Origin of the sequence: Halomonas sp. BMC6, assembly GCF_964204995.1 — a bacterium.
Taxonomy (GTDB): domain Bacteria; phylum Pseudomonadota; class Gammaproteobacteria; order Pseudomonadales; family Halomonadaceae; genus Vreelandella.
The window spans coordinates 961,419-974,964 of sequence record NZ_CAXNSH010000001.1; the positions used below are offsets into that span (position 1 = coordinate 961,419).

A 13,546-nucleotide genomic window follows, 5' to 3' on the forward strand; every position below is an offset into this window, starting at 1 on the left:
AGCGCGTTCCAGAGCGGAAGCAGCGTTTTAGAAGCGCCGCCTCCAGCAAGCTTTGATAAATAAAGAGTTTGCAGGCTTGACACCGCTTTGGAGGCTGGCATAATGTGCCGCCACAGCTGGAGAGGTTCCCGAGTGGCCAAAGGGAGCAGACTGTAAATCTGCCGCGAAAGCTTCGAAGGTTCGAATCCTTCCCTCTCCACCAGATTGAGCAAGCGTTGAGCTAGTCAGCGTTTGGGAATGAAACGCCGGTAAGCGGGCATTAGCTACTGTTACTCGTGCAACGGATTGTCATTCTATAGGCAAGTTCGGCGGGCGTAGTTCAATGGTAGAACCTCAGCCTTCCAAGCTGATGGTGCGGGTTCGATTCCCGCCGCCCGCTCCAGTTTGATGTGTTTTGGCTCATGTAGCTCAGGGGTAGAGCACACCCTTGGTAAGGGTGAGGTCGACGGTTCAATTCCGTCCATGAGCTCCATATTGCGAAGAAAGCGAGCGAAGCTCGCTTTTTTTGTCTTTTCCCTCCAATTGAGTGGGGGTGGAAGTAGGGGTTGTCAGGTGGAGGTTTCTCCGCTATCATGGCGCCCGCTGTTGCGTAGGCGTTTGGCTTGCGCACATGACGATACAGGCCAGTAGCTCAATTGGCAGAGCAGCGGTCTCCAAAACCGCAGGTTGGGGGTTCGATTCCCTCCTGGCCTGCCAACCTTCCCCAGGTTGGTATGTCTTTTCTAGAATTCCTTTGTCGCTCGCTGCACCCTTAGGAGTCTCGTTTTTATGAAGCCTAGTTCCGTAAAACATGGCGCAGAGGTGCAACAGACGCGCCATGACGGGCTCAAGTGGGCGGCGGTTATGGCGCTGCTTGTCGTTGCAGTCGTTGGTAATACCTATTTCGCCGATGTTGGCCTGCTCTACCGCGTCTTGGGTGTGGTGGTGTTGTGTGCGCTTGCGGGTTTGATCGCCTTAACAACCACTAAAGGTCGCGACTTAGTCGAGCTGGCCATCAGCGCCAAGAAAGAGATTCAGCGCGTTGTATGGCCGACCCGTCCTGAAACCATTCAGACCACCGCTATTGTGCTGGTGGCTGTATTGGTGGTGGGTCTGATGCTGTGGTTGATCGATACTCTTCTTGGCTGGGCGATGTCCGGCGTCATTGGTTAGGAGCATTCATGTCCAAACGTTGGTACGTCGTCCACGCTTATTCCGGCTTTGAAAAGCATGTCATGCGCTCGCTGATCGAGCGTGTGAAGATGTACGGCATGGAAGATCGCTTTGGCGAAATCCTGGTGCCGACGGAAGAAGTGGTCGAGATGCGCGACGGCAAGCGCCGCAAGAGTGAGCGCAAGTTCTATCCCGGCTATGTATTGGTCGAGATGGAGATGGTGGATGAAACCTGGCACTTGGTGAATGAAACGCCACGTGTCATGGGTTTTATTGGTGGCACCAAAGAGAAGCCCGCCGCAATTACTACTCGCGAAGCCGAAGCAATCTTGCGTCGCGTGAAAGACGGTACCGACAAGCCGCGGCCTAAAACGATGTTTGAGCCGGGTCAGTCTGTCCGCGTTATTGATGGTCCGTTTGCTGACTTCAACGGTGTTGTTGAAGAAGTGAACTACGACAAGAGCCGTCTGCAGGTCAGTGTGCTGATCTTTGGGCGTGCGACGCCTGTTGAGCTTGAGTTCTCACAGGTAGAAAAAGAGTAATTTTAAGATGTTGCAGGGTGGTGCGCAGTGCGTGCCATCCTGGATTCATGTAAAGCAGCCCAGCGCTGCTTTACGCGTACCGGGGAGCCGTCAGGCGCTATCACCCAACTGGAGTATTTACCATGGCCAAGAAAGTACAGGCTTACATCAAACTGCAGGTTGCTGCAGGTAAAGCCAACCCGAGTCCGCCCGTAGGCCCCGCGCTGGGTCAGCACGGCGTGAACATCATGGAATTCTGTAAGGCGTTCAACGCAGCGACTCAAGAAATTGAGCCGGGTCTGCCGACGCCTGTCGTGATCACTGTCTACTCTGACCGCAGCTTCACGTTCGTCACCAAGACGCCGCCTGCTGCCGTACTGCTGAAAAAAGCAGCGGGCATCAAGTCAGGTTCTGGTGAGCCGAACAAGAAGAAAGTTGGTACCGTGACTCGCGAGCAGCTCGAAGAGATCGCTAAAACCAAAGAGCCGGATATGACGGCTGCTGATCTCGATGCCGCAGTGCGCACCATCGCTGGTAGCGCTCGTAGCATGGGCTTAAACGTGGAGGGTCTCTGATCATGGCTAAACTGTCTAAGCGCGCGAAAGTCATTCGCGAGAAAGTAGACCCGAATAAAGCATACTCTTTGGAAGAAGCCGTTGCGCTGCTGTCCGAACTGTCGACTGTCAAATTCAAAGAGTCTCTGGACGTTGCGATCAACCTGGGTGTCGATCCGCGTAAATCTGACCAGGTTGTACGTGGTGCCACCGTTATGCCTAACGGTACTGGCAAAGACGTACGCGTAGCGGTCTTCACCCAGGGTGCTAACGCTGATGCTGCTAAAGAAGCCGGCGCTGACATCGTGGGTATGGACGATCTGGCTGAGCAAGTCAAAAAAGGCGTGATGGATTTCGACGTCGTTATCGCTTCTCCAGATGCGATGCGCGTTGTGGGTCAGCTGGGCCAAATTCTTGGCCCGCGCGGCCTGATGCCGAACCCGAAAGTAGGCACCGTAACGCCTGACGTGGCGACTGCGGTCAAGAACGCCAAAGCGGGTCAGGTGCGTTTCCGTACCGACAAGAACGGCATCATCCACACTACCCTGGGTAAAGTGGACTTTGACGCAGCTTCCGTTCAGGGCAACCTGGAAGCGCTGGTAGCTGACCTGAAGAAGCTTAAGCCGAGCTCCTCTAAAGGTATCTACTTTAAGAAAATCACCCTGTCCACTACCATGGGCCCGGGTCTGACCATCGACCACTCTGCGCTGGTATAAGCGAGTCGTCGGCAGGTTTTTAGTAAGTACCGAGCAAGAACTTTGCGGTCCCTCGTCTGGCTCAGTCGGTCGAGGCGCCGTCAAAGACCGCAGGTGCCGCCAGATCTACTGAAGATTGGGCGGCTTAATCGCCTTAGAGCGCCTGCGCAGATGGTGTGGCCGCCAGTTGGTTAACGCTTTTCGCAAGCCGCTTTCTGGTGAGCACCATCCCCTAAGGCTTCCAAGGTGAGCAGTATGTCTTGGAAGAGATGGTAACCACCGGAGCCTTTATGGGTTCCGGCACGAAGGAGTGATCACTGTGCCACTAGCACTTGAAGGCAAGAAAGCGATTGTTGCCGAGGTCAGTGAAGCGGCCAAGGGCGCACTCTCCGTCGTAGTTGCCGATTCTCGTGGCGTTACGGTCAGCAAAATGACCGATCTGCGTAAGCAGGCCCGTGAGAACGGTGTTGAGCTTCGTGTTGTTCGTAACACGCTGGCTCGCCGCGCACTCGAAGGCACTCAGTGGGAGTGTCTGAACGAGAGCTTTGTTGGTCCTACTCTGCTGGCTTTCTCTACCGAACACCCGGGCGCTGCCGCTCGTCTGTTCAAAGAGTTCGCTAAAGACGAGAAGAACTTCGAAGTCAAAGCGCTGGCCTACGAAGGTGAGCTGATTCCGGCTGCTGACATCGATCGTCTAGCAACCCTGCCGACTTACGACGAGGCCATTGCCAAGTTGATGTCGGTCATGAAAGAAGCCTCCGCTGGCAAGCTGGTTCGTACTCTGGCCGCCCTGCGCGACCAGAAGCAAGAAGCCGAAGCTGCCTAAGCAGCGTTTCTTGCAGGCGGCGTGAACGATGTGATCGCAACGCTGCCTGAACCAAGCAATGAACCCTGAGTTCTCGGTCGACCGAGACTCCCGCAAAGTTAGGAATGAAACAATGGCACTGACCAAAGACGATATCATCAATGCTGTAGCCGACATGTCCGTAATGGAAGTTGTCGAGCTGATCGAAGCGATGGAAGAGAAGTTCGGCGTTTCTGCAGCGGCGGCCGTTATGGCTGGCCCGGCTGCTGGCGGCGAAGCAGCTGCTGAAGAGCAGACTGAATTTGACCTGGTACTGGCATCTGCTGGTGACAAGAAAGTTAACGTCATCAAAGCAGTTCGTGAAATCACCGGTCTTGGCCTGAAAGAAGCCAAAGGTGCCGTTGACGGCGCGCCGGCGACCATCAAAGAAGCCATGTCTAAAGAAGACGCTGAAGCAGCTAAGAAGAAGCTGGAAGAAGCGGGCGCAACCGTCGAGCTCAAGTAATCCTTGTGCTGATGGCTTTACGCGCTGCGTAAGCTTCCACGGCTGGCGGCGGGCTATCCCGCTGCCGGCCTTTTTCTGTTGTAATATGCTGCAAGGCAACAGCAGAAGCGCTGCGGTAAAAAGCAGCAAAACAGTAAGACCGTTGTTGTGAAGCGTACGTTGTTGTAACGCGTAAGTTGTGAAGCGCGAGTGATGTTAGCAAGCGACAGCAAAGCGCGAACAGCACTACTGTAACACTGTTATCTATCAAGATTTTTGACGGCGAGCTACCGATTTAGGAGCTTGCTGTCTGCGTCTGAAACGCCCGCGGGGCAGATGACCACGCATCGGTCACCCATGGTGAACAAGCTGGGGAATACAGATGGCTTACTCATATACTGAGAAAAAACGCATCCGCAAGGATTTCGGCAAACTGCCCCAAGTGATGGATGTGCCTTACTTGCTGGCCATCCAGCTTGATTCCTACTACGACTTTCTCCAGCAGGATCGTTCGCCCGACGAGCGCCACGAGGTTGGCCTGCACGCGGCGTTCAAGTCCGTGTTCCCGATCGAGAGCTTCTCAGGTAATGCGGCCCTGGAGTACGTCAGCTACCGTTTCGGTACGCCGGCATTCGATGTCAAAGAGTGTCAGCTGCGTGGCGTGACCTATTCCGCTCCGCTGCGTGTCAAGGTTCGCTTGATCATCTATGATCGCGACTCTTCGAACAAGGCCATCAAGGATATCAAAGAGCAGGAAGTCTACATGGGGGAAATCCCCCTGATGACCGAGAACGGTACCTTCGTGATCAACGGTACTGAGCGGGTTATCGTTTCCCAGCTCCACCGCTCGCCCGGTGTGTTCTTCGATCACGACAAAGGCAAGAGCCACTCTTCTGGTAAGTTGCTCTACTCTGCTCGCGTGATTCCTTACCGTGGTTCTTGGCTCGACTTCGAGTTCGACCCGAAAGACAACGTCTTCGTCCGTATCGACCGTCGCCGCAAACTGCCGGCGTCAGTACTGATGCGTGCGCTGGGCATGAGCACCGAAGAGATCCTGACGGAGTTCTTTGAAACCAGCAAATTCCACATCGAGAAGACCGGTTTCTCTGTGGAGCTGGTACCGTCACGCCTGCGCGGCGAAACGGCCACCTTCGACATCAAAGATGGCGAAGGCAACGTGATTGTGGAAGAAGGGCGCCGCATTACCCAGAAGCACATTCGTCAGCTTGAAAAAGCGGGTCTTGAGCGTCTGGAAGTGCCGATGGAGTACCTGTTCGGCAAAACGCTGGCCAAAGACCAGATCGATACCAAAACCGGTGAGCTGATCTGTCCGTGTAATACGGAAATCACTCCGGAAGTCCTGGAGCGTATGGCGCAGGGCGGTATCACGCATATCGAAACCCTCTACACCAACGACCTCGACTGTGGTTCGTTCATTTCCGACACCCTGAAGCTGGATACGACCGGCTCACAGTTGGAAGCGCTGGTCGAAATTTACCGCATGATGCGCCCCGGCGAACCGCCCACCAAAGAGGCTGCCGAGACGCTGTTCCACAACCTGTTCTTCACTGAAGACCGCTACGACCTGTCGGGCGTCGGTCGGATGAAGTTCAACCGTCGTCTGCGTCGTGAAAGCGATACGGGCTCTGGTGTATTGGATCGTAAAGACATCCTCGATGTCCTGCGTGAGTTGATCAATATTCGTAACGGCTTCGGCGACGTGGACGATATCGATCACCTGGGTAACCGTCGTATTCGCTGTGTGGGCGAAATGGCCGAGAACCAGTTCCGCGTCGGTCTGGTGCGTGTCGAGCGCGCAGTGAAAGAGCGCCTTTCCATGGCGGAAAGCGAAGGCCTGATGCCGCAAGACCTGATCAACGCCAAGCCCGTTGCGGCGGCGGTGAAAGAGTTCTTTGGCTCCAGCCAGCTGTCTCAGTTCATGGACCAGAACAACCCGCTCTCCGAGGTGACTCACAAGCGTCGTGTGTCCGCACTCGGCCCGGGTGGTCTGACCCGTGAGCGTGCAGGCTTCGAAGTGCGCGACGTACACGCCACGCACTATGGCCGTCTATGCCCGATCGAAACGCCGGAAGGCCCGAACATCGGCCTGATCAACTCACTGGCGACGTACAGCCACACCAACAGCTACGGCTTCCTGGAAACGCCTTACCGTAAAGTCATCAACAGCCAGGTGACCGATGAGGTGGTGCATCTCTCCGCGATCGAGGAGGGCGATTTCGTTATCGCGCAGGCCTCTGCCGCCGTGGATGAGTCTGGCAAGCTGAGCGATGACCTGGTGCAGGTGCGTCACCGTGGCGAGACGACCTTCATGCGTCCCGAGCAAGTGACGCTGATGGACGTGTCTCCGCGTCAGGTCGTTTCCGTGGCCGCCGCGCTGATTCCGTTCCTCGAGCACGACGATGCTAACCGCGCCTTGATGGGTGCGAACATGCAGCGTCAGGCCGTGCCGACCCTGCGCGCCGACAAGCCGCTGGTCGGTACCGGCATGGAGCGTTTCGTGGCACGCGACTCCGGCGTGTGTGCCGTGGCGCGCCGTGGCGGCGTCATTGACTCCGTCGACGCGCGTCGTGTCGTGGTGCGGGTCAACGAAGATGAAATCATCGGCGGTGAAGCCGGTGTCGACATCTACAACCTGACCAAGTACACCCGTTCTAACCAGAACACCTGCATGAACCAACGTCCCATCGTGCGTCCTGGCGACAACGTGGCACGTGGCGATATCCTCGCCGACGGTCCGTCCGTCGACATGGGGGATCTGGCGCTGGGTCAGAACATGCGTATCGCGTTCATGCCCTGGAACGGCTACAACTTCGAGGACTCCATTCTGCTCTCCGAGCGGGTCGTTCAAGAAGACCGTTTCACCACGATCCACATTCAGGAACTGACCTGTGTGTCCCGCGACACCAAGTTGGGGCCGGAAGAGATCACCTCCGATATTCCCAACGTCGGTGAGTCCGCGCTGGGCAAATTGGATGAAGCAGGCGTCGTCTACATCGGTGCCGAAGTCGGCCCTGGTGACATTCTGGTCGGTAAGGTTACGCCCAAAGGCGAAACCCAGCTGACGCCCGAAGAGAAGCTGCTGCGCGCCATCTTCGGTGAGAAAGCGTCCGACGTAAAAGATACCTCTCTGCGTGCCCCCACCGGCATGAAAGGGACGGTCATCGACGTTCAGGTCTTCACCCGTGACGGCGTCGAAAAAGACTCCCGTGCGCTCTCCATCGAGCAGATGCAGCTGGACGAAGTGCGTAAGGATCTTCAAGAGACCTACCGCATCGCCGAAGATGCCACCTTCGAGCGTCTGAAGCGCACGCTGGCCGGTCAAGCCGTCAACGGTGGACCGCAGCTGAAGAAAGGCGACGTGCTGGACGAAGCGTACCTGGACGAACTGCCCCGTCAGCAGTGGTTCAAGCTGCGCATGCAGGACGAGTCGTACAACGAGCTGCTGGCCCAGGCCGACGAACAGCTCGAAAACCGTCGTAAAGAGATGGACGAGCGTTTCGAAGACAAGAAGCGCAAGCTGACCCAGGGCGACGATCTCGCGCCGGGCGTGCTGAAAATCGTCAAGGTCTACATGGCGGTGAAGCGTCGTATCCAGCCCGGTGACAAGATGGCTGGTCGTCACGGTAACAAAGGTGTTATCTCCGCGATCATGCCCATCGAAGACATGCCGTTCGACGAGAAGGGCGAGCCGGTGGATGTGGTGCTGAACCCGCTGGGTGTACCGTCGCGTATGAACGTTGGTCAGATCCTGGAAACCCACCTGGGCATGGCGGCGCGCGGCCTTGGGGTCAAGATCGATGCCATGCTGCGTGATGCCCGTGGCCAGCAGGTCGCGGAAATCCGTGACTTCCTGGGCCAGGTGTATAACACGCCGGGTACCCGCGTCGAGGACATCGACTCCCTGACCGATGACGAAGTCATCGCGCTGGCGAAGAACCTCAAAGGCGGTGTGCCGATGGCCACGCCGGTGTTTGACGGTGCCAAAGAGCACGAAATCAAGCACCTGCTGAAGCTGGCAGACATTCCGGAGTCGGGCCAAATGACGCTGTACGATGGCCGTACCGGCGATGCGTTTGACCGTCCGGTGACCGTTGGCTACATGTACATGCTGAAGCTCAACCACCTGGTAGACGACAAGATGCACGCGCGTTCTACCGGCTCTTACTCGCTTGTTACGCAGCAGCCGCTGGGTGGTAAGGCGCAGTTCGGTGGTCAGCGCTTTGGTGAGATGGAAGTGTGGGCGCTGGAAGCCTATGGCGCCGCGTACACGCTGCAAGAGATGCTCACCGTCAAGTCGGACGACGTCGAAGGCCGCACCAAGATGTACAAGAACATCGTGGATGGCGACCACACCATGCAGGCAGGCATGCCGGAATCCTTCAACGTACTCGTGAAGGAAATCCGCTCGCTGGGCATCGATATCGAGTTAGAGAGCTAGGAGCCGTCCAATGAAAGATTTGGTGAAAGTACTCAAATCGCAATCTCAGTCCGAAGAGTTTGACGCGATCAAGATTACCCTGGCGTCGCCGGACATGATTCGCTCCTGGTCCTTCGGCGAGGTGAAGAAGCCTGAGACCATCAACTACCGTACCTTTAAGCCGGAACGGGATGGTCTGTTCTGCGCCAAGATTTTCGGCCCGGTCAAAGACTACGAGTGCTTGTGCGGCAAATATAAGCGCATGAAGCACCGCGGTATCATCTGTGAGAAGTGTGGCGTCGAAGTCACCAAGGCAGCCGTGCGCCGTGAGCGCATGGGCCACATCGAGCTGGCATCGCCGGTCGCTCACATTTGGTTCCTGAAGTCTCTGCCGTCGCGTATCGGCATGTTCCTCGATATGACCCTGCGTGATATCGAGCGCGTGCTCTATTTCGAAAGCTTCGTGGTCATCGACCCCGGCATGACCACGCTGGAGCGTGGTCAGCTGCTCAACGACGAGCAGTACTTCGAAGCGCTGGAAGAGTTCGGCGATGACTTCGACGCCCGCATGGGTGCCGAAGCGGTCCAAGAGCTGCTGAAAGACATCGACCTGGAAGAAGAGATCAACCATCTGCGTGAAGAAATTCCGCAGACGAACTCTGAAACCAAGATCAAGAAGCTGTCTAAGCGCCTGAAGCTGCTGGAAGCGTTCTACCACTCCGGCAATGCGCCGGCGTGGATGGTCATGGAAGTGCTGCCCGTGCTGCCGCCGGATCTGCGTCCGCTGGTACCGCTGGACGGTGGCCGCTTCGCGACATCGGATCTCAACGACCTTTACCGTCGTGTGATCAACCGTAACAACCGCCTGAAGCGTCTGCTGGACCTCAACGCGCCGGACATCATCGTGCGCAACGAGAAGCGGATGCTCCAGGAAGCGGTCGACGCGCTGCTGGACAACGGCCGCCGTGGCCGTGCGATTACCGGTTCCAACAAGCGCCCGCTGAAATCCCTGGCCGACATGATCAAGGGTAAGCAGGGTCGCTTCCGTCAGAACTTGCTCGGTAAGCGCGTGGACTACTCTGGCCGTTCGGTCATCACCGTTGGTCCGACCCTGCGTCTGCACCAGTGTGGTCTGCCGAAGAAAATGGCGCTCGAGCTGTTCAAGCCGTTCATCTACTCCAAGCTGCAGTCGCTGGGCCATGCGTCCACGATCAAAGCGGCGAAGAAGATGGTCGAGCGCGAGCTGCCGGAAGTGTGGGACATCCTGGCCGACGTTATTCGCGAACACCCGGTACTGCTCAACCGTGCGCCAACGCTGCACCGTCTGGGTATCCAGGCGTTCGAGCCGCTGCTGATCGAAGGTAAGGCGATCCAACTGCACCCGCTCGTCTGTGCGGCCTACAACGCCGACTTCGATGGTGACCAGATGGCGGTTCACGTACCGCTGACCCTGGAAGCACAGCTCGAAGCACGTGCGCTGATGATGGCGACTAACAACGTGCTGTCGCCTGCTAACGGCGAGCCGATCATCGTACCGTCGCAGGACGTTGTTCTGGGTCTGTACTACATGACCCGTGAGAAGATCAACGCCAAAGGCGAAGGCATGGTGTTCTCTGACCTCAACGAGGTGGAGCGTGCGTTCGGCACTCAGTCCGTGTCGCTGCATGCCCGCGTCAAGGTGCGTCTGGATGAAGTGGATGTCGACGAAGAGACCGGTGAGCGCTCCGAGCATCGTCGCCTTTACGACACCACCGTGGGTCGTGCGCTGCTATTCCGCATTCTGCCGGAAGGCGTGCCGTTCGCGCTGATCGATCAGCCGATGAAGAAGAAGGCGATCTCCAGCCTGATCAACGAGGTATACCGTCGTGCGGGCCTGAAGCCCACGGTCATCTTCGCAGACCAGCTGATGTACACCGGCTTCCGTCTGGCGACCTGGTCCGGTGCCTCGATCGGTGTGAACGACTTCGTTATCCCCGAAGCCAAAACCGAAATCGTCGACGCGGCAGAAGCAGAAGTTAAAGAGATCGAAGATCAGTTCTCTTCCGGTCTGGTAACGGCAGGGGAGAAGTACAACAAGGTCATCGATATCTGGTCCAAGGCCAACGATAAAGTGGCCAAGGCGATGATGGTTGGCATCTCGAAAGAGACGGTCGTCGATCGTGACGGTAATGAAGTCGAGCAAGACTCCTTCAACAGCGTCTTCATCATGGCCGACTCCGGTGCCCGTGGTAGTGCCGCCCAGATCCGCCAGCTGGCGGGTATGCGTGGCCTGATGGCCAAGCCGGATGGCTCGATCATCGAAACGCCGATCGTGGCCAACTTCCGTGAAGGTCTGAACGTACTGCAGTACTTCATCTCGACCCACGGTGCACGTAAAGGTCTGGCGGATACGGCTCTGAAAACGGCTAACTCCGGTTACCTGACCCGTCGTCTGGTCGACGTGGCGCAGGATCTGGTCATTACCGAGACCGACTGTGGCACCGAAAACGGCCTGACGCTGCACCCGATCATCGAGGGTGGCGACATCATCGTACCGCTGTCTCAGCGCGTACTGGGCCGTGTCGTCGCGCAGGACGTGGTCGATCCGAGCACGGAAGAAGTGCTGATTCCGCGCAACACGCTGCTGGACGAGAAGTGGTGTGCGTCGCTGGACACCATGGGCGTGGACGAGATCGTCGTACGCTCCACGATTACTTGTGACACTGCGCACGGCGTGTGTTCGTCCTGTTACGGTCGTGACCTTGCCCGTGGCCACCAGGTCAACATCGGTGAGTCTGTCGGTGTTATCGCCGCCCAGTCGATCGGTGAGCCGGGTACCCAGCTGACCATGCGTACGTTCCACATCGGTGGTGCGGCCTCGCGTTCTTCTGCGGTGGATAGCGTTCAGGTCAAGCACGGCGGTAAAGTGCGCCTGCACAACATCAAGCACGTTGAGCGTGCCGACGGCAAACTGGTCGTGGTGTCTCGTTCGAGCGCCCTGGCGGTCGCCGACGATCACGGTCGTGAGCGTGAGTACTATAAGCTGCCCTACGGTGCTGAGCTCTCCGTACGCGACGGTGACGTGGTCGATGCCGGTGCGGTCGTGGCCAAGTGGGATCCGCACACGCACCCGATCATTGCCGAGGTAGAAGGTAAGGCGCAGTTCATCGATCTCGACGAGGGTGTCACCATGCACCGCAGCGTCGATGAGATGACCGGTCTATCGTCTATCGAAGTCATCGAATCGGCCGCACGCCCGATGGCGGGTCGTGACAAGCGCCCGATGGTGATGCTGAAAGACGCTGCTGGCGAGTACGTTTCTGTATCCGGCTCCAACACGCCGGTTCAGTACCTGCTGCCGGGTAACTCGATTATCTCCGTAGACGATGGCGCCACCATCGGCGTCGGTGAAGTCGTTGCTCGTATTCCGGTCGAGGCGTCTGGTAACAAGGACATCACCGGTGGTCTGCCGCGCGTGGCCGACCTGTTCGAAGCGCGTAAACCGAAAGAGTCTGCCATTCTGGCGGAAATCAGCGGTGTGGTGAGCTTCGGCAAAGAGACCAAAGGTAAGCGTCGTCTGACGATTACCCCGGAATCTGGCGATCCGTTCGAAGCGCTGATCCCGAAATGGCGTCAAATCGCCGTGTTCGAAGGTGAAGCGGTCGAGAAGGGTGAAGTGATCTCCGATGGCCCCAGTAACCCGCACGATATCCTGCGTCTGCTGGGTGTTGCGGAACTGGCCAAGTACATCACGGCTGAAGTCCAGGACGTTTATCGTCTGCAGGGTGTTGGCATCAACGACAAGCACATCGAAGTGATCGTGCGTCAGATGCTGCGTAAGGTAGAGATCACCGACTCCGGCGACTCTGACTTCATCACCGGCGACCAGGCCGAGCTCGTGCGCGTCCTCGAACAGAACGCACGACTCGAGAAAGAAGGTAAGTTCCCGGCCAAGTATCAACGCTTGCTGCTGGGTATCACCAAGGCCAGCTTGGCCACTGAATCGTTCATCTCCGCCGCGTCGTTCCAGGAAACGACCCGCGTACTGACCGAAGCAGCGGTCACCGGCAAGCGCGACTACCTGCGCGGCCTGAAAGAGAACGTGGTGGTTGGACGTCTGATTCCGGCAGGTACCGGTCTGACCCACCACGCAGAGCGTCGTCGCAAGCGCGAAGACGTAGAGCGTCTGTTCAACCCCTCGGCGACCGAGGTAGAGCAGGAGCTTGGCGCTCAGTTGACCGCCCTGGATTCAGACGACGATCTGTAACCACCGGTACAACGAGCAACACGAGTGGCTGGCCCAAAGAGCACGGTCTTGGCGGCGAATCCGTCGGCAAGACTTGACGCCACCTAGGGTCAGCCTTTAGAATGCGCAGCCTTTAACAGTGGGGCGGGTGCGCCCGCATCCGCTGCTAGTACTTGTTAAAGGCTAAGGCAACCATTGGAGTCAGCTAAACACCATGGCAACGATTAATCAGCTAGTGCGCAAGCCGCGCAAGCGCCCCGTCACCAAGAGTGACGTGCCTGCGCTTCAGGCATGCCCGCAAAAACGTGGCGTATGTACGCGCGTTTACACCACTACCCCTAAGAAGCCGAACTCGGCCCTGCGTAAGGTCTGCCGTGTGCGCCTGACCAACGGCTTTGAAGTGTCTTCTTACATCGGTGGTGAAGGTCACAACCTGCAAGAGCACTCTGTTGTTCTGATCCGCGGCGGTCGTGTAAAGGATTTGCCGGGTGTGCGTTATCACACCGTTCGTGGCGCCCTGGACACCTCTGGCGTACAGAATCGTAAGCAGGGTCGTTCTAAGTACGGTACTAAGCGTCCGAAGTCCTAAGACGGCTTATCGCAGCGTGCAGCGCTGCGGCGTTACCTTTCACACGAATATGACGGTCTGATAAGAGTAAGGTCGGGCGGCGC

9 protein-coding genes and 4 tRNA genes are annotated in these 13,546 nt (G+C 57.4%); all 13 read left to right on the forward strand.

The genetic code is table 11. The features are described from left to right. Positions 1 to 118: 118 nt before the first annotated feature. The 13 genes from AB6K10_RS04520 (at position 119) to rpsL (ending at position 13,463) form a co-directional block, all read left to right on the forward strand. A tRNA-Tyr gene (locus AB6K10_RS04520) sits at positions 119 to 202 on the forward strand. A 106-nt stretch (positions 203 to 308) separates the two neighbouring features. Next, positions 309 to 382, forward strand: a tRNA-Gly gene (locus AB6K10_RS04525). A gap of 15 nt (positions 383 to 397) precedes the next feature. Then, positions 398 to 472 (forward strand) — tRNA-Thr (locus AB6K10_RS04530). A gap of 148 nt (positions 473 to 620) precedes the next feature. Further along, a tRNA-Trp gene (locus AB6K10_RS04535) sits at positions 621 to 696 on the forward strand. 72 nt (positions 697 to 768) lie between these two features. Next, a complete protein-coding gene (gene secE / locus AB6K10_RS04540) occupies positions 769 to 1,152 on the forward strand; it encodes a preprotein translocase subunit SecE (protein ID WP_339118076.1) in 384 nt (127 codons plus the stop codon). Between the two features lie 8 nt (positions 1,153 to 1,160). Further along, positions 1,161 to 1,694 (forward strand): transcription termination/antitermination protein NusG, encoded by a 534-nt coding sequence (nusG, locus tag AB6K10_RS04545; RefSeq protein ID WP_159340656.1) that lies wholly within the window; start codon positions 1,161 to 1,163, stop codon positions 1,692 to 1,694. 122 nt (positions 1,695 to 1,816) lie between these two features. Then, positions 1,817 to 2,248, forward strand: coding sequence for a 50S ribosomal protein L11 (gene rplK / locus AB6K10_RS04550; RefSeq protein WP_139527863.1), 432 nt, complete (start codon positions 1,817 to 1,819; stop codon positions 2,246 to 2,248). Between the two features lie 2 nt (positions 2,249 to 2,250). Continuing rightward, positions 2,251 to 2,943, forward strand: coding sequence for a 50S ribosomal protein L1 (rplA, locus tag AB6K10_RS04555; RefSeq protein WP_159340657.1), 693 nt, complete (start codon positions 2,251 to 2,253; stop codon positions 2,941 to 2,943). 298 nt (positions 2,944 to 3,241) lie between these two features. After that, positions 3,242 to 3,748: a 50S ribosomal protein L10 gene (gene rplJ, locus AB6K10_RS04560; protein ID WP_044628843.1), complete on the forward strand. Its 507-nt coding sequence runs from the start codon at positions 3,242 to 3,244 to the stop codon at positions 3,746 to 3,748. 112 nt (positions 3,749 to 3,860) lie between these two features. Further along, entirely contained in the window at positions 3,861 to 4,232 is a 372-nt protein-coding gene (gene rplL / locus AB6K10_RS04565; RefSeq protein WP_139527866.1) for a 50S ribosomal protein L7/L12, read from the forward strand. 361 nt (positions 4,233 to 4,593) lie between these two features. Next, positions 4,594 to 8,670 carry a DNA-directed RNA polymerase subunit beta gene (rpoB, locus tag AB6K10_RS04570; RefSeq protein WP_159340658.1) on the forward strand — a complete coding sequence of 1,359 codons (4,077 nt, stop codon included), beginning with the start codon at positions 4,594 to 4,596 and terminating at the stop codon, positions 8,668 to 8,670. 10 nt (positions 8,671 to 8,680) lie between these two features. Then, positions 8,681 to 12,895 (forward strand): DNA-directed RNA polymerase subunit beta', encoded by a 4,215-nt coding sequence (gene rpoC, locus AB6K10_RS04575; RefSeq protein WP_159340659.1) that lies wholly within the window; start codon positions 8,681 to 8,683, stop codon positions 12,893 to 12,895. A gap of 193 nt (positions 12,896 to 13,088) precedes the next feature. Continuing rightward, positions 13,089 to 13,463 carry a 30S ribosomal protein S12 gene (gene rpsL / locus AB6K10_RS04580; protein ID WP_009098973.1) on the forward strand — a complete coding sequence of 125 codons (375 nt, stop codon included), beginning with the start codon at positions 13,089 to 13,091 and terminating at the stop codon, positions 13,461 to 13,463. Positions 13,464 to 13,546: the final 83 nt, after the last annotated feature.